The organism is Clostridium sp. KNHs205 (genome assembly GCF_000702945.1).
Lineage (GTDB): Bacteria > Bacillota > Clostridia > Lachnospirales > Lachnospiraceae > Anaerocolumna.
In genome coordinates, this window is record NZ_JNLE01000003.1 from 3,642,060 (window position 1) to 3,658,682 (window position 16,623).

The following is a 16,623-nucleotide window of genomic DNA, read 5'->3' on the forward strand; positions in this document are numbered from 1 at the left end:
AGGAAATATGAAGAGATTAAGACTTTGGATGTGTGGATTTATTTGAACATCGCTTTGAAATGGAAAGGATATTATTGGACAGCAATATTATGTCCAAATTAACCATCAAAGTTGTAGAAGATGACAGGACTCTTGGTAAGGAGATAATTATGAACAATTTGTTTTCCTTTAAGGATTTAAATTCAGATATTTAATGGTATCCTAATACTGTAAAAATTAAATTGTTACATGGGGTTTAGAATTACAGAAACATTATACTGAATCACCAATGTCATTGGTTTACAAGCTTGGCATGCAACACCTGAGTTTGTAAACCAAATCACAAAGTTAATACACGGCTGATAGTCAGATATATTAAAATTTGTACCAGGCTTACTAGCTTGTCAAAGATTAGTTTAAGCTTGGAATAATAAAACCCTGGAATTAAAACCTGTATAAATTGAAAATAAGCTCATGGAAAGGTTGCTGTACCATTATTAGTAAGGTACATTAGGTGAAACGATGAGAATAGGTTATGCTTGTCAGACTATAGGTATACCGGGAACAGACTTTAAGAGCTGTATCCTTAGAAATGCAGATGAAACCAATCTAAGAAGCATTATCTCACATAACCTGGAATCCCTTGAGAGGATTCTGGATTATAATATATTTTCAGGAATCAGGTTATTTCGAATTACTTCAGACCTGATTCCATTTGGCTCTAGTCCGGCAAATAAATTAGAATGGTGGAAACTATACGAAGAAAAGTTTGATTTGCTGGGGGATAAGATCAGGCAAAGCAATATGCGGGTTTCTTTGCATCCCGGACAATATACGGTGCTTAATTCACCATCAGAGGACGTGGTAAAAAGGGCAATAGAAGATCTGGAATACCATACAAAAATCTTAAAGGCTTTGGGGATGGATAAGAAGAATAAACTGGTGCTTCATATAGGCGGTGCTTATAATGACAGACAAGAAGCCATACAGAGATTTATTAATAATTTCAAAAATCTTGGTGAACATCTGAAAGATCGTTTAGTATTGGAAAATGATGACAGGATATTTCGAATAGAAGAAGTACTAAACATCGGGGAAAAGGTCGGTGCACCCGTTATTTTTGATAATCTTCACAATAAGATCAATCCAAGCAGCGGGAATTATGACGAGATTAAGTGGATTAACTTATGTCAGGCAACCTGGAAGCAGGCTGACGGACCCCAGAAAATACATTACTCAGATCAGCATCCAAATAAGAAGCCGGGTTCTCATTCAGATACTATTGATGGCGAAATTTTTATGGACTTCTGCCAGCGGCTTAACAGAGAGGATATTGATATAATGCTTGAGGTAAAGGATAAGAATTTATCAGCAATTAAATGCTGCAATATCGTTGCTACAAAACCTTCTGTCAATTTATTAGAAAGGGAATGGAGCCGCTATAAATACCTTGTTCTTGAAAAATCACCGAAAGACTATAATCATATAAGGCAGCTGTTGAAGGTGAAAGAGGAGTATAATGCAGTTGAGTTCTATAAGTACTTAGATCATGCTATGGAACAGGAGATTATAACCGGCAACGGGCTCAATGCTGCTTTGCATGTCTGGGGGTATTTTAAAGAATGTGCTGATGAAAAGGAAAAGATAGCTTTCGGAAAAAGATGCAGTAATTATAAAGCAGGAAAATTATCGTTGAATGGACTAAAGAAATATCTGTGGCAGTTATCCTGTAAATACCAGGAAGAATATCTCTTGAATTCCTATTATTTTTCAGAAGTTATGTAAAGTTGTGGTGTTTGATTCGACATCATTGGTAGTATATGGTATATTATAGGCAGTAGATAATAATATTTATATTAACACATTTTCTAAGTGTGCATAAGCACACAGATAGAATATTTTAATTCACACATTTTCTAAGTGTGCTAAAGTACACAGATAGGAGCCGAACATGAAATTCTCCGCAAGCTATATAGACGCTGTCAAGGATCAAACAAACAGAACCCTGTGGAGTCTTAATAATGTTATTGACAGTATTCCTGATGCCTACTGGGATAAGCTATATTGTGATATGCCCTTATGGAAGCATGTATATCATACGCTTCATTCACTGGATATGTGGTATATAAATCCTTTAAGTTATGAAGAACCAGAGTTTCATAAGCCTGGTTTAAATGATTTGGATGCTGAGACCAAGGGGTATCTGTCAAGAGAGTTACTTAAGGATTATTATGGCAAGGTAAAAGTGAAAATAACCGCTTATCTTCAGACTTTAAATGATGTAAAGCTTCTGGAATACCCGGAAAAATGTCCTTATACAAGGTTTCATCTAATTCTTGCACAACACAGGCATCTGGATATGCATATCGGCATGATTATGGGATATATCATAGCAGGTGAGAATCTTTGGCCTCGTATTCTGGGACTGCAATCAGAATTTCCGGAAGGAGAATATTCTTTGTATTTTTAACTATAACACAAGAGAATATTTATTTTATTTAAGCTATAACAGAAGAGTATTTTTATAACAGAAGAGTATTTTAATGAATTTTAACTATAACCTAAGGAGAGTAGGCTATGAGTGATATTATTCATATTAAAGCAGCGGAAGTAACACCAAAACACAAGAACGAGCATATTGGGTATGAGTACTTGAAACGAGAACTGGTGCCAAAGGGGTATGGGGAGCAAAGTGCCGTATCCCTCTATGAAATACCACCAGGTCAAGCTGCATATCCTTATCATTACCATACGAAAAATGAAGAATCCTTCTATATTATTAGCGGAATCGGATTACTGAAAACTCCTTTAGGAGAGAAGCTTGTATCTGCGGGAGATTTTTTGTTTTTTCCTGCTGATGAAAAGGGAGCTCACAAATTAACAAATGCATCAGATACAGAAGTATTGGTGTATATGGATTTTGATTCCTATAATGATGTGGATGTGGCAATATATCCTGATTCGGGAAAGATAGGAATATGGGGGAAAGGTATCGATAAAGTCTACCGTATTGCAGAGGAAGCAGATTATTATGACGGTGAATAATTACAGGCTTCATCTTTTTTGAAGCAGCACTTTAACCCTATGGGTTCAGGAGGAGGTTTCTAAGTGAGACGGTTTAGATTTCCTAAGGCTAAAGTTATTAAAACAGCCGCTATATTATTGTGTTTATTTGGAATATTATTTGTTATTATTACTTCTACAGGTTTTTATCAGAGAATAATACTCCCAGATAGTGGAGATGTAAAGGTACTGTACCTGTCATTTGTTAAGGAGGGTACAGATAAAGGTAATGTTGAAGTTAATGATAAACAGGTTATTAGTAATATTCTTAAACTGCTGGCGGGGGCAAGAAAATCTTTACAATCATCTGTACAGGATACCCCGTTAACAAAGAGCTATTTTAAAATAAATATAAAAATGCCTTCTGAAAACCAGATTATTTATCTATACAAATATAAGAATTCTTATTATCTGGAAGAACCCTACCTGGCCGTATATAGAATAGCAAAGGCAGATTATAAGAAGCTGTCCGCAACTTATATTTCATTAGCAGACCCTCTTACCCAAGCTGTAGAAACAAGGTATGAAATCAATAGAATGAAATACGGCAAAAATAATGAAACCAATGACGAATTATCAAAGGAAGAAATTGAGTTAGTCGAAGCAGTTATACTAAACGGACTGTTAAAATCGGCAGCTTGGCAAGGGGAAGATATAACTAAAATTGATGAATGTTATGCAATACATAAAGTGTTTACAGATATAGATATAAAAAATAGCTATTATGCTTACTTAATAGAAGATGATATAAGTGTTCTTCAGAACGGAAGTAACGGTTATTATAGTATATTGGACCGTAAGCTTTATGATAAGCTCACAGAGGCATTTGAAAAATAAGTATGATATTAGGGATCCTAATATTCTTTGAAAACTCCATAAAAGTAAAACAACAGATAATAAAAAAATCAGGTTGAAGAGTAAAAGCTTGTCTGGTAACTACGAGTTTAGGAACAAAAGATTGAAGTTCAGATATTTACGTGAGGTTAAGATGGATAAAGTGAAATTAACAATAACAAAATCCTCCTGCAGAAGCGGTTATCATAAGCAGGGAGATGTATTCCTTGTAACAGATATATGTCCTCCCTTATGCCATGAGTTATGGCATTTAATTTATCCTAATGTATATACACTGCTTAATGGTGGAGAGCTGGATTATGGTAATGAAAGAACTAAGTGCTTTGACAGTATCTGCCCTGATGGGGGAAGAGTGCATATTCATGGTGAAGTGTTAAAAGAGAACTGAAAATCTCTTGATATTTCAATTAATGATAATCGGTTATATATTTTATAGAAACTTACTCAGGGAGCAGTGAGATATATTAGTAAAGTAAATCATTGTACTGACAAATGGTAATAGAAGAAGTAAAAATGAATCTGTATATAATTTGACAAGTCAAACTGTATTTAATACATGGAAATAAAACTTTTAACGGGATATAATAGTAATGAATTATAGAAGCTGACCTTTGATTATTACCGTTATTGTGTATACCGATAAAGGAAGCAGAATGAGAGGAAATTATGGAATTCGATTACAGTAAATTAAAAAATCCGGAATTCTTTGCGGAGAACCGTATTAGGGCACACTCCGACCATAAGTATTATGCATCTGAGGAGGAAGTTTTAGAAGGAGTGTCCAGTTATAAATATAATTTAAACGGACTCTGGAAGTTTCATTATGCCCAAAATCTTGAATTATTTATCAAAGGCTTTGAAAAGGAAGAATATAATTGTAAGACCTGGGAGGATATCAAGGTTCCTGCACATATTCAGATGGAAGGCTACGACAGCCCTCAATATGTAAATATTCAATATCCCTGGGATGGACACGAGGAAATAAAACCAGGCGAAATTCCGGTGGAGTTCAATCCAACAGCAAGTTATGTAAAATATTTTAATGTACCGTCTAATATGAAGCAAAATCGTACTTTTATTTCTTTTCAAGGTGTTGAAAGCGGTTTCGCAGTCTGGCTTAATGGTAAATATATAGGCTACAGCGAGGATACCTTTACCCCTTCAGAATTTGAACTTACAGAAAATCTGAAAACAGGGGAAAATAAACTGGCGGTACAGGTATTTAAATGGACCAGCAGCAGCTGGCTGGAGGATCAGGATTTCTTCCGTTTCTCTGGTATATTCCGAGACGTATACCTGTATAGCATTCCTGAAATCCATGTGTCGGATTTGAAAGTTGAGACACTGCTCAAAGATAATTATACCAATGCCGAGCTGGTAATCAGCCTTAAGATTACCGGTCAAACAGAAGGTACTGCAGAAATCAGCCTGTCAAGGGACGGCACTCAGCTGGTAAACAGCAGAGAAACCATAAAAGAAGATATGCTCATTACCATACCAGTAAGAGAACCGAAGCTTTGGAGTGCAGAAAATCCGAATCTATACGAGCTGCATTTAAATATAAAAGACAGCAATGGCAATATACAGGAAGTTATCGTTCAAAAAGTAGGTTTCAGACAGTTTGAAATGAAGAATTCCATCATGCATTTAAACGGAAAACGAATTGTTTTTAAAGGGGTGAACCGCCATGAATTCAGCTGCCGTTCCGGCAGGGTTGTATCAGAAGAGGAAATGCTCCTGGACATTATTACGATGAAGCAGAATAATATCAATGCCATTCGAACCAGCCATTATCCTAACAGCTCAAGACTCTACGAACTCTGTGATGAATACGGTTTATACCTGATAGATGAGACCAATCTGGAGACCCATGGCACCTGGCAGTTGTATTTAAGTAACAGAGGTTCACTTGATACTATCATACCTGGAGACCATCCCGAATGGCTTGAAGTATTGCTTGACCGGGTAAATTCCGTCTATCAAAGAGACAAGAATCATCCGGCTATCCTCATTTGGTCCTGTGGCAATGAATCCTTCGGAGGAGTGAATATCTATAAGATGTCTGAGAAATTCCGAGCCCTTGATAGAACCAGACTGGTACACTATGAAGGAATCGTTAACGATCGCAGATATCCTGAGACCAGTGATATGGAAAGTCAGATGTACCCTTCCGTAGAAGCTATCAAAAAGTTCCTGGCAGAACACAGAGACAAGCCTTTTATCTGCTGTGAATATACACATGCTATGGGAAACTCCTGTGGAGCCATGCATAAATACACAGATCTGACAGATACAGACCCCTTATATCAGGGAGGATTTATCTGGGATTATATCGATCAGAGTATCTTAAAGAAAGACCGCTATGGTAAAGAGTTTCAGGCCTTTGGCGGTGATTTTGACGACAGGCCAAGTGACTATAATTTTAGTGGAAACGGAATCGTCTATGGAGACAGAACACCTTCTCCTAAAATGCAGGAAGTTAAATTCAACTATCAGAATATCAGTATTCACGTAGAAAAAAATAAAGCAACCATAAAGAATAAGAGCTTATTTACAAATACCTCAGAATATAACTGTACAGTATCTCTCTTAAAAAACGGAAAACTAACAGAAGAAACAGTCATGCTAACAAACATAGAGCCTTTAACAGAAGCTGTATATGAGCTTCCGATAAAAGAATATGAGACCCCGGGGGAATATACTGTAACTGTAAGCTTTTGCTTAAAACAGGATACCAGGTGGGCACAGACCGGGCATGAAGTAGCCTTTGGACAGAATGTTTATAAAATTAAAGAACAAGAACAACCTATCATAGGGACAATAAAGGTAATAAAGGGTATATCTAACATCGGTGTAAAAGGAGAGAACTTTGAGGTATTATTTTCCAGGGATATGGGACTATCCTCTTATAAATTTGCCGGAAGAGAAATGCTGAAGGATATTCCAAGACCAAATTTCTGGAGAGCTCCTACAGATAACGATAACGGCAGTAAGATGCCCTTCCGCTACAGACAGTGGAAGCTGGCAAGCCTCTATCAATCACTTCAGAATCCAGAGGGCAGCGTAAATACTGATAACCCTAAGCTTGAAGAAAAGAAGGATTCTGCAGTCGTAACCTATACCTATTACCTGCACACTATGCCCATAACCTCCTGTAACCTTGGTTATGAGGTATTTTCTGACGGAACAATAGAGGTAACCTTATCGTATGATCCGGTTGTAGAACTAAAGGATATGCCGGAGTTTGGTGTAATCATGAAATTATCAGCCGATTATGATAACCTTGAGTGGTATGGAATGGGTCCTGAAGAAAATTATGCAGACCGCAAAAAAGGAGCACGTCTTGGAATCTATCAAAATAAAGTTCAGGATAACATGGCCAAATACCTGGTACCTCAGGAATGCGGAAACAAAACCGGTGTAAGATATGCTAACATCACAGACCATACCGGAAAAGGACTAATAATCAGCGGAGACAATATTGAATTTTCGGCACTCCCTTATACACCGCATGAACTGGAAAATGCAAGACATGCCTATGAACTTCCCCAGGTACATTATACAGTCCTTCGGATGTCAAAAATGCAGATGGGTATAGCAGGTGATGACAGCTGGGGCTCCAAAACCCATGATGAGTATTTGCTGGATGTAACCAAAAAACTGGAGTTTAAATTCAGAATGAAGGGGATCGTATAGCATTATAGGATTTGGGAGTCGAAAGTAAGTTTATTACAAGGGGACGGCAAAATACACACCTCAGAAAGACGAATGCTTCGATTACAAGGTATAAGAAGTCCTAATTCACTGAAGTTTTTGTGCTGGACATATTATAAAACAGATAACTCGCTTGCGCTCAAACAATCTGTTTTAATATAGCACAAAAGCTTCAGTGAAAAGGACTTCTAATACCTTTCCATAGGCGCATTCGTTCTTTCTGAGGTGTGTATTTTGCCTGCGTACTTATATTATATTAAAACATGGCTCTCGATTCGAGGCATAAATCATTCTATTATTAAGAAATATTAATCCGCAAATTGATATAACAAGTTATACTAATAAGGTTGGCGATTAAATCATAACACAGATACATCCAATAATGTTTATTTAGTTTAATTTCAGTTTACAAAGGGCTTAAATTATTAGTCAAAGAAGGAATAAAGATAATATAGTATAAGAAAAAATCTATCTGGAATATCAAAAGAATACTTGATAATGACCGATACCGATAATGAGTTAATATCAGTCCTGTTTATTGGCCCAGTTTATAGTAATTTAGCAGATACACAGATGATTAGGCGGGCTGTTTAGGCGTTTTGCATTGAGAGGTTCCTTATGACACTTAAGCGCCAGAAACTGTGAATAGGATATACAGTGCCACTGTTTGAGCTTGGCAGCTATACCCTGCCATAAAGTTACAGCGAGTTTGGCACTGTATAGCCTGCCAAGAACAGTTTTTGGCGCTTTAGTGGAATAAGGGTTCTCGAACAGCAAAATGAATAAACAGCCCGCCTAATCATCGTCCGTTGCCACAACACCCCCTAATATTCCAAATTCAAACCTTGACTTGTACCCCCGTTTCCATTATAATTAGTTGTAATGCCTTAAAAAGGCAATAATGAAAAATGAATAATGAAAGAACGTGAAAACATGTTAAAGAGTATGACTGGCTTCGGGCGTTGTGAAAAGGCAGATGCAGAACGCAAAGTAGTTGTAGAGATGAAAGCAGTTAACCACAGGTACCTGGATATTAATGTCAAGATACCGAAAAAACTGAGCTTTTATGAGGCTGGGATTCGAAGTATTTTAAAGAAATACATTAGCCGCGGTAAGGCTGACGTGTTTATTAGTTTTGAAGAGCTGAAAAGTAACAATGTCTGTGTGAAATACAATGAAGCTATTGCCAAAGAGTATTATGACAGTCTTAAGAAAATGGCAGAGACCTTTGAGGTGAAAGATGATATTTCGGTTTCCTTGTTATCGAATTATCCGGAAGTCTTAACCTTAGAGGAAGAGGAATCCGATGAACAGGAATTGTGGCACCTTATTGAAGAGGCAGTAACCGGAGCAAGTATTCAATTAGTGGAATCCCGCAGTCAGGAAGGTGAGAACCTAAGCCGTGACCTGTGTGATAAGCTGAATGCCATGTTACAGGTTGTTCACACCATAGAAGGCATGTCACCGCAGATTCTTAATGAATATCGTGATAAGCTGAGAAATAAGGTAGAAGAGCTTTTAGGTGATACCAAGATAGATGAGAGCATTCTTGCTACTGAAGTTACTATTTTTGCAGATAAAATCTGTGTGGATGAAGAAACTGTGAGACTGAAAAGTCATATTGAAAATATGCTTTCCTGTTTAAAGCAGGGAGAAGAAGTCGGCAGAAGACTGGATTTCATAGCACAGGAAATGAACAGAGAAGCGAATACTATCTTATCAAAGGCCAATAATATTGATATTACCAATATGGCCATTGATTTAAAGACAGAAATAGAGAAAATCAGAGAACAGATTCAAAATATAGAGTAATTATAGTGGGGAAGGAAAATGAATCGATTAATTAATATTGGTTTTGGAAATGTGGTAAACTCTAATAAAATAGTCGGTATTATCAGTCCTGAAGCAGCCCCTATAAAGAGATTGGTGCAAAATGCAAAAGATACAGGCAATGCTATTGATGCAACCTGCGGAAGAAAGACCAAAGCCGTGCTGGTAATGGACAGCGGTCATTTGATATTATCCTCTCTGCTTCCCGATACCATAGCAAATCGAATAAATTCCAGGGAAGAAAATAATGATTAAGTATAAAGCATAACTACAAATTGAAAGGCGGAAATAAAAATGTTACATCCATCTTATACCGATTTAATGAAAGTAGTAAACAGTGACGTAGAACCAGGCGAACAGCCGGTTGTAAACAGCCGTTATTCCATCGTACTTGCAACAGCAAAAAGAGCAAGACAGTTAATCAGCGGCTCCGATGCCATGGTTCGTACAGCAACCTCTAAGCCCTTATCCATTGCTGTGGAAGAAATGTATCAGTCAAAAGTAAAAATACTGAATGATGAAGACGCGGGAAAGGAAAGCAAATCCGAATAAATCATATGAGCATTCTCGTTTTTTTTCTCATGTCCGGTTATAATACTAGGCATACAGGAAGAAAAGCGGGAGTGTTTTTATTTACGGGAGCTGTTAAAAAAATGGATGAAGAATTAAAATACGACAGGAATGAAACTGCAGCTGCATTAACTGCAGATGAAATAGAGAACGAAACAGACGTAAGTTCAAATGATAAAGTAAAGGAAGAACTTGATACAGATAATAAGAGGGAAGGTAAAAAATCAGCAACCAATGGTGAGAAATCTTCCTATGGCAAGGATATCCGGGATATGCTCATATATTTTGCCATAATCATTGCAGCTGTATTATTGGTACATAATTTTGTCGGTCAGCAGATTGAAGTAAGTGGGAGCTCAATGGAAGGAACCCTCCATAATGAAGATCATCTCATTCTGGAGAAGATATCCTATGAAACCGGCGATCCACAGAGATATGATATTGTAGTCTTCAGACCATATACGGAAGAAAAGAACACTTTTTACATAAAGCGAATAATTGGTCTGCCTGGTGAGACTGTTCAGATCATAGGCAGTGATATTTATATTAACAATGAAATATTAACCGAGGATTATGGGAATGCTCTCATTGAAGAGGCTGGTATTGCAGCGGAGCCTATTACACTTAATGCGGATGAGTATTTTGTATTAGGTGATAATCGAAATAACAGCAAAGACAGCAGAAATCCTGTTGTAGGTGTAGTTCATAGAAATAGTATTTTAGGCAGGGCCTGGGTCAGAATATGGCCCCTTGATGATTTCGGTGTGCTAAGACACCAGTAGAATCAATGGGATGGAAGGAATACTGATATGAAGGAAGAGAAATACGAAGATAAAGATGTTTCCGTAAAAGGAAAGGAAGAATCGGATAATAACCTCCAGGAAGAAAATAAGAAAGAAAAGAAGTCTTCTAAGACAACAATTATTAAAGATTTTATTTTTTATGCACTCTTATTCATCTTCTGCCTGTATGTCATACCTACATTTATTATACAGAAAACCATTGTAGACGGTCCTTCCATGGAAGATACCCTGCAGGACAGAGATCAGCTTATGGTAGAGAAGATAAGTTACCACTTCGATAACTTAAAAAGGTTTGATATCGTTGTATTCTATCCATACGGCAGAGAAGAGAAAGAGTATTATATAAAACGTATTATTGGGCTTCCCGGTGAGACAGTCCAGATTAAGGGCAAGGATATCTATATCAATGGAGAGATACTGAAAGAGAATTATGGTAAAGATCCAATAACGAAAGCTGGTATGGCAGCTAACCCAATTACCTTGGCAGATGATGAATATTTCGTTATGGGTGATAACAGGAAAGTCAGCTTTGACAGCCGATATGAAGAGGTAGGGCCTGTTCATAAGAAAGATATTGGCGGCAAGGCTATCCTTCGTGTATGGCCGTTGAATAAATTCGGGCTTCTGGAATAGTATATAGTAAAAAGCGAAAAGGAATGAAAGATGAAGAAGCTTTTCCTTCGCTTGTTTCGTTTTCAGGGACCTGTCTCAATTATTTATTATATAGCTTTTGCAGCGTTGCTCTGGTATTTGATAATACCACATACTTCCATTTTTTATAGAACAAATCTTTTCGATCCTTTTAATGCACGTTTGAATATTGAAGACATCACCTTAAGAAAAGGTGATGAATTCAGCCTCTACACTTACAGACTGAATACCAGAGTCTCGTATTCCTCCACAGATATTAAGGTTGCTGATGTCAGTCTTTTTGGTACAGTAACCGCTTACAGGCCGGGTACAACGATAATAAGAGTAAGGTATAGTGATAAAGAACTTAAATGTCGTGTTAAAGTAGTGGCTATGAGCAAGACCAGACTAACACTTACAAAAGGCAGGTCAGCAAGACTTTATATAAAAGGTCCAAACGGCAAGGTAAAATGGTACAGCGGCAATAAAAAGATTGCCACAGTTAGCAGATTTGGCAAAATTACTGCCAAATCAAAAGGCAGGGTTATAATCTACGCTAAGGTTGATGGTAAAGTCTTAACCTGTCAGGTTAGAATAAAATAAAAAGAATGTAAATAGGAGCATTATACTGCAATTATCCCTAATGGTTGATAAAAGCATACCTTTTGGGTAATTTCAGTATAAGCTCCTATTTTGACAATCAGGCAAGTTAATTCTGGGAATTATTCTAGCTTAATTGCTTGTTATATACCTCTGGAGTGTTATTACATCCAGGATTCAACCTCGGAATTTAATATTTTTTTATCTACTCCATTAATATCAAATTCATACTCCAGACCATTATGGATAAAGCTGATCTCGTAGATATATTGATCGGCATTGCTGTCATTATACTCAGAATCTTCATTAGTACTTCTATTTTTAATTTCTTGGTTATTACTCTATTTAAATCTTTTTCATCTTCAACAACTAAAACTCGCATATCATACCTCCTTGATTCATGTAGTAACACTTATTTATATATTAATTTTACACATTCTCTTCTAAAAATCCCTGCAAGGACGAAACCTGCTGCCAATAAAGCATCATGAAAGTATATAAAAAAATTCAACCTATATAGTAGCAAGGAAAAGTGAAAATAATATTAAAATTTTAAGATACCAAAGGATCACTGGATTTATTTTCTTAATTATTTACGTTTTTATTACAGTAAGCTTTCAAAATTCTTAATTTATCCTTAAAAAATTCACCGTTTCTTCACAGAAAAATCACTGTTTGTTTTTAGAATTAGAGTGTATTTTACTGATTGATACTATTTAAGTTGAATGAAAAAGGAGACATCCAATGCATCGAAAACTACTTATGGTTATACTTATTGCTGCAATACTGGCAGCAACGGCTTACCCTGCAGTATCTGTTAAGGCGGACAGCAGTAATGCACAGAAAGTCATTAATGAACTTGGAATTATGAAAACGGATAAAGGCAGCAGTAATGCTTTAACGGCGAAAGTATCAAGAGCAGAGTTTGCTCAAATGCTGATAAATTTATCCGCTAAAAAAGATTACATAACAGCTGAAGCAAATGTATCTCTCTTCAGTGACGTGAAAAAAAGTCACTGGGCTGCCGGTTACATACAAGCTGTAATTGAACAGGGCTATATGTCCGGTTACATAAACGGTTCCTTTAAACCGTCTCAATCAGTTACCTTAAAAGAAGCTGTATATGGGGTAGTAAAATTACTGGGCTACACTAATACAGATTTTACAGGGAATGTCTATACAGGAATGCTGAAATTATATACCAGCAAAGGAATGAATGAAAATATTGCAAAAACTGCCGCTCAAGCGTTAACAAGAAATGACTGCAGTAACCTTTTTTACAATGTGTTAACCACTACAAACAAAGAGGGAAAAGTATATGGAAGTTCATTGGGCTATACCGTGGATTCAAGCGGTGAAATTAATTATCTTACACTGGTAAGCTCTGCCTTAAAGGGACCTGTTATTGTAAAAGATGACTGGAAAGCTCAGATTCCTTTCTCTTTAGCACAGGCGAAATTTTATAAGAACGATAAGACCTCCAGCTTAACTGCCATTGATCAGTATGACGTTGTTTATTACTCTCAAAGCCAGAAAACCCTTTGGGTCTATGACACGAAAGTAACCGGTTCAATACAGTCTGTAGGTACAAATTCACTGGTGCCGGATTCGGTAACCGTAGCCGGTACACAATATACTCTAAGTACATCAGCTGCCAAAGAACAGTTAGCCTCAGGCGGCACCTTTAAAACCGGTGATACGGTAACCCTTTTACTCGGAAACGACAATACAGTGGTATATGTTCTGGGCCTGGATGAACTTAATGTGGATGTAACCGGCCTGGTAATATCAACCGGACGTCATTCTGTAACAAATACAAAAGGAGAGTATGTTAACACCGCGTATATGACAGTGGTAGATGCAAGTGGTGGTACCTTTGAACAGGATTATGACAGTTCCAGTATAAGTTACACAACCGGACAGCTGGTTCGAATAACTTATACCGGCGGAGTTTCCACAGCTGCTTCCTATACACCTGTGATTGCCTTGCCTTCCAGTGTATCCTTTTCAGCAGACGGAACTTCGCTGGGTGACTACAAACTGTCCTCCGGTGTTAAGATATTAGATTATAAGAATGGTTCCTATAACTCTCTGTATTCCAATCGTCTTGCAGGTGCGATGATATCCTCCGGTAATGTAATCTATTACAAATTAAATACCAGAAACGAAATTACGGAGCTTATACTTAACAATGCCAGCGGAGATCTCTATGAATACGGTATAAATCTTGGACTTAAGAGTGGTTCCGGTTCTACCTTTACCTATCAATATCTGCTGAACGGTAAATCCGGTACAGCTTCTTCTTCTGACTTTATCCCAGTGGATTCAGGTCCTTTAGGCTTCTTATTGAACGGAACAGAAATTTCCTCAACTATGAATCTGGTATCTACGGTTGTTAAGTCTGTAGGAACCACTTATATTCAGGATTCATCCGCTAAGTACCTTCTGTCTGAGAAATTACAGGTTTATTTTTATGATGGAGCAGATTACTCTCAGACAACATTAAGCAAGGTGTCCAACTTAACAAAATATAAATTGACTGCTTATTATGATAAGAGCACAGCCCTGGGAGGACGTGTGCGAGTAATTATTGCCCAAAACGCAGAATAACTGACACCGGTTTAGGAGGATAGAAGATGAGCCTGTTTAAGAAAGTAAAAACAGAACAAGGAAACAGTTTAACCAACAGAAAGAAAAATAGAAGAAAAAAACTGATTAAGATAATAATTATTTTAATTATAGTTGCTGTAGTTGTAATAATTGGATACCAGAAATTCATTGCCGGTAAGGTTAGAAAGTCTGATTCTGAGAATACGGTTCAAACCGCAAAGGTTGAGACCAGAGATATTCAGAATGTATTAACTTCCTCTGGTACGATTCAACCGCTTAATACATATGACGTTAAAACGCTGGTTGAAGGTGAAGTGATATCTGCAGAATTTGAAGAAGGGGAGGAAGTAAAGGAAGGGCAGGTACTATACCAGATCACAACTGATACGCTGGATAAAAAAATTGAAACTGCCAGGACTTCTGTTACCAGAGCTGAAAAAAATTACGATAAAGCAGTTGATAATTACGATAAAGCAAAAGCAAGTTATGAAGAAGCACAAAGTGATTATAAGGAAGCAGCAGCGAAATATAAGGATTTAAGCCTTACCTCTGCTGCCGGTGGCATCATAACGGAGCTTATGGTAAAAGAAGGTGATACCGTACAAAAAGGCAGTCAGCTTGCAAAAATCTATGATAACAGCTATATGCTCCTTGATATTTATTTTAACTCTTCCGACGTTACCTCATCCTTGGTAGGAAAGAGTGCTTCCATTAGTATAGAAGACAGTACGGAAAATTTAAAGGGTACTGTAACAAAGATCAGCAGTGTGGAAGAGGTCTTAAGCGGAAACCGTCTTGTGAAGAAAGTTACCATTAAAGTAAAGAATCCGGGCGGTATTACTACAACAACTATGGCTGCAGCAACCATTGGCAGTCTTTCCTCCAGTGAAGAAGGTACTTTTAAGGTTTTAGAAGACAGTGTAATCACAGCGGATAAAGCCGGTGAGATTTCAAAGCTTCTGGTCAAAGAAGGAGATAAGGTCACAGAGGGCGAAACCATAGGTGTATTGGATAAAGAAACCTATAGTGACCAATTAGAATCCTATGAAAAAGCTGTTGAGAATGCCAAAGACTCTATGGAAAATATGGCTGACTCCGTTGAAAGTGCAAAAGAAAGCATTGAAGATGCTGAAAGTTCTCTGGAGGAAGTAATAGATACCAAAACCGATTACAGCATAACCGCTCCAATTTCCGGTAAGGTTATCCGAAAGGATGCACTGGAAGGTGATACGATTAATTCACAAAGCAGTCTTTGTGTAATATATGATCTTTCTTCCGTTACATTTGAGATGTATGTAGATGAGCTGGATGTAAAATCCGTCGCTGTTAACCAGGAGGTCAATATTACAGCCGATGCTCTGGAAAATACTGAAATACATGGAGTTGTAACTAACATCAGCCTTGAGAGTACGACTAGCGGCGGTGTAACCCAATATCCCGTTACCGTAAGAATTGATGAGGTAGGTGAACTGCTTCCTGGAATGAATGTAACCGGTGAGATTGTTATTGAAAAAGCAGAAGGAGTACTTGCAATACCTGCTGATGCTTTAATGCGCGGAGATGTTGTATATGTAAAAGACGCTACAGCGGCAGCCACCGGTAATACAAAAGCAGAAGACGCTGAAGAGGCAGACCAATCATCAAAAGAAAACCTATTTGCAAGCAATATACCGGATGGCTTTAAGGCTGTTCAGGTCGAAACCGGGCTTACAGATGGAGATTATATTGAGATTAAGAGCGGCCTTACTGCAAATGATGAGGTCTATGTTCAGAGAAACAGCTCCGGTGAGACACAGACTATGATGCCCGGTATGTTTAATATTGAAGGTGGCCAAGGGATGCCTGGCGGTGGTCAAGGCGGCAATTGGCAGGGTGGAACCAGCGGCGGAAGCGGCAGAGGAAGTCAGGGTGGTCAAGGCAGCATTGGTGGCGGCTCATTTGGCGGAGGCGGCAGATAAGGAGGTATTGC

Annotated in this window: 16 protein-coding genes; 15 read left to right on the plus strand and 1 reads right to left on the minus strand. The window is 37.6% G+C overall.

The features are described 5' to 3' along the window. Window positions 1-32: 32 nt before the first annotated feature. From BR73_RS28820 to BR73_RS0115050, 13 genes are all read left to right on the plus strand, one after another. Window positions 33-194, plus strand: a complete 162-nt coding sequence (locus BR73_RS28820; RefSeq protein ID WP_156034729.1) for a hypothetical protein — start codon at window positions 33-35, stop codon at window positions 192-194. Between the two features lie 307 nt (window positions 195-501). Then, window positions 502-1,764 carry a UV DNA damage repair endonuclease UvsE gene (gene uvsE, locus BR73_RS0114995; protein WP_033166194.1) on the plus strand — a complete coding sequence of 421 codons (1,263 nt, stop codon included), beginning with the start codon at window positions 502-504 and terminating at the stop codon, window positions 1,762-1,764. A gap of 166 nt (window positions 1,765-1,930) precedes the next feature. Beyond that, a complete protein-coding gene (locus BR73_RS0115000) occupies window positions 1,931-2,449 on the plus strand; it encodes a hypothetical protein (protein ID WP_033166195.1) in 519 nt (172 codons plus the stop codon). A 107-nt stretch (window positions 2,450-2,556) separates the two neighbouring features. Then, on the plus strand, window positions 2,557-3,024 hold the full coding sequence (locus BR73_RS0115005; RefSeq protein WP_033166196.1) for a cupin domain-containing protein: 468 nt from the start codon (window positions 2,557-2,559) through the stop codon (window positions 3,022-3,024). 63 nt (window positions 3,025-3,087) lie between these two features. Further along, window positions 3,088-3,879, plus strand: coding sequence for a DUF5301 domain-containing protein (locus BR73_RS0115010; RefSeq protein WP_033166197.1), 792 nt, complete (start codon window positions 3,088-3,090; stop codon window positions 3,877-3,879). A 151-nt stretch (window positions 3,880-4,030) separates the two neighbouring features. Beyond that, window positions 4,031-4,285 carry a TIGR04076 family protein gene (locus BR73_RS0115015; RefSeq protein WP_033166198.1) on the plus strand — a complete coding sequence of 85 codons (255 nt, stop codon included), beginning with the start codon at window positions 4,031-4,033 and terminating at the stop codon, window positions 4,283-4,285. Window positions 4,286-4,560: 275 nt separating this feature from the next. Next, window positions 4,561-7,593, plus strand: coding sequence for a glycoside hydrolase family 2 TIM barrel-domain containing protein (locus tag BR73_RS0115020; protein ID WP_347463468.1), 3,033 nt, complete (start codon window positions 4,561-4,563; stop codon window positions 7,591-7,593). 933 nt (window positions 7,594-8,526) lie between these two features. After that, entirely contained in the window at window positions 8,527-9,423 is an 897-nt protein-coding gene (locus BR73_RS0115025) for a YicC/YloC family endoribonuclease (RefSeq protein WP_347463443.1), read from the plus strand. Window positions 9,424-9,441: 18 nt separating this feature from the next. Next, complete coding sequence (locus tag BR73_RS0115030) at window positions 9,442-9,696, plus strand: DUF370 domain-containing protein (protein WP_033166200.1); 255 nt, start codon at window positions 9,442-9,444, stop codon at window positions 9,694-9,696. A 39-nt stretch (window positions 9,697-9,735) separates the two neighbouring features. Continuing rightward, on the plus strand, window positions 9,736-9,993 hold the full coding sequence (gene rpoZ / locus BR73_RS0115035; RefSeq protein ID WP_033166201.1) for a DNA-directed RNA polymerase subunit omega: 258 nt from the start codon (window positions 9,736-9,738) through the stop codon (window positions 9,991-9,993). Between the two features lie 101 nt (window positions 9,994-10,094). After that, the gene (lepB, locus tag BR73_RS0115040) at window positions 10,095-10,793 is read left to right on the plus strand and encodes a signal peptidase I (RefSeq protein WP_081848781.1); all 699 of its coding nucleotides are present in this window, start codon (window positions 10,095-10,097) and stop codon (window positions 10,791-10,793) included. A gap of 27 nt (window positions 10,794-10,820) precedes the next feature. Next, a complete protein-coding gene (lepB, locus tag BR73_RS0115045) occupies window positions 10,821-11,447 on the plus strand; it encodes a signal peptidase I (protein WP_081848674.1) in 627 nt (208 codons plus the stop codon). 30 nt (window positions 11,448-11,477) lie between these two features. After that, window positions 11,478-12,047 (plus strand): Ig-like domain-containing protein, encoded by a 570-nt coding sequence (locus BR73_RS0115050; protein ID WP_033166202.1) that lies wholly within the window; start codon window positions 11,478-11,480, stop codon window positions 12,045-12,047. A gap of 202 nt (window positions 12,048-12,249) precedes the next feature. Here the strand turns inward: BR73_RS0115050 and BR73_RS28825 are convergent, their stop codons facing one another. Further along, on the minus strand, window positions 12,250-12,426 hold the full coding sequence (locus tag BR73_RS28825; RefSeq protein WP_156034731.1) for a hypothetical protein: 177 nt from the start codon (window positions 12,424-12,426) through the stop codon (window positions 12,250-12,252). Window positions 12,427-12,788: 362 nt separating this feature from the next. Here BR73_RS28825 and BR73_RS0115055 point away from each other — a divergent pair, with 362 nt between their 5' ends. Both BR73_RS0115055 and BR73_RS0115060 read left to right on the plus strand, forming a co-directional pair. Beyond that, window positions 12,789-14,654 (plus strand): S-layer homology domain-containing protein, encoded by a 1,866-nt coding sequence (locus BR73_RS0115055; RefSeq protein ID WP_033166203.1) that lies wholly within the window; start codon window positions 12,789-12,791, stop codon window positions 14,652-14,654. Window positions 14,655-14,680: 26 nt separating this feature from the next. Further along, on the plus strand, window positions 14,681-16,612 hold the full coding sequence (locus BR73_RS0115060; RefSeq protein ID WP_033166204.1) for an efflux RND transporter periplasmic adaptor subunit: 1,932 nt from the start codon (window positions 14,681-14,683) through the stop codon (window positions 16,610-16,612). Window positions 16,613-16,623 lie beyond the last annotated feature (11 nt).

Bases quoted from the DNA above. Each gene is read 5' to 3' on its own strand.
- uvsE (WP_033166194.1), top strand. From the start codon at position 502: ATGAGAATAGGTTATGCTTGTCAGACTATAGGTATACCGGGAACAGAC.
- BR73_RS0115000 (WP_033166195.1), top strand. From the start codon at position 1,931: ATGAAATTCTCCGCAAGCTATATAGACGCTGTCAAGGATCAAACAAAC.
- BR73_RS0115005 (WP_033166196.1), top strand. From the start codon at position 2,557: ATGAGTGATATTATTCATATTAAAGCAGCGGAAGTAACACCAAAACAC.
- BR73_RS0115015 (WP_033166198.1), top strand. From the start codon at position 4,031: ATGGATAAAGTGAAATTAACAATAACAAAATCCTCCTGCAGAAGCGGT.
- BR73_RS0115025 (WP_347463443.1), top strand. From the start codon at position 8,527: ATGAAAGAACGTGAAAACATGTTAAAGAGTATGACTGGCTTCGGGCGT.
- BR73_RS0115030 (WP_033166200.1), top strand. From the start codon at position 9,442: ATGAATCGATTAATTAATATTGGTTTTGGAAATGTGGTAAACTCTAAT.
- rpoZ (WP_033166201.1), top strand. From the start codon at position 9,736: ATGTTACATCCATCTTATACCGATTTAATGAAAGTAGTAAACAGTGAC.
- lepB (WP_081848781.1), top strand. From the start codon at position 10,095: ATGGATGAAGAATTAAAATACGACAGGAATGAAACTGCAGCTGCATTA.
- lepB (WP_081848674.1), top strand. From the start codon at position 10,821: ATGAAGGAAGAGAAATACGAAGATAAAGATGTTTCCGTAAAAGGAAAG.
- BR73_RS0115050 (WP_033166202.1), top strand. From the start codon at position 11,478: ATGAAGAAGCTTTTCCTTCGCTTGTTTCGTTTTCAGGGACCTGTCTCA.
- BR73_RS28825 (WP_156034731.1), bottom strand. From the start codon at position 12,426: ATGCGAGTTTTAGTTGTTGAAGATGAAAAAGATTTAAATAGAGTAATA.
- BR73_RS0115055 (WP_033166203.1), top strand. From the start codon at position 12,789: ATGCATCGAAAACTACTTATGGTTATACTTATTGCTGCAATACTGGCA.
- BR73_RS0115060 (WP_033166204.1), top strand. From the start codon at position 14,681: ATGAGCCTGTTTAAGAAAGTAAAAACAGAACAAGGAAACAGTTTAACC.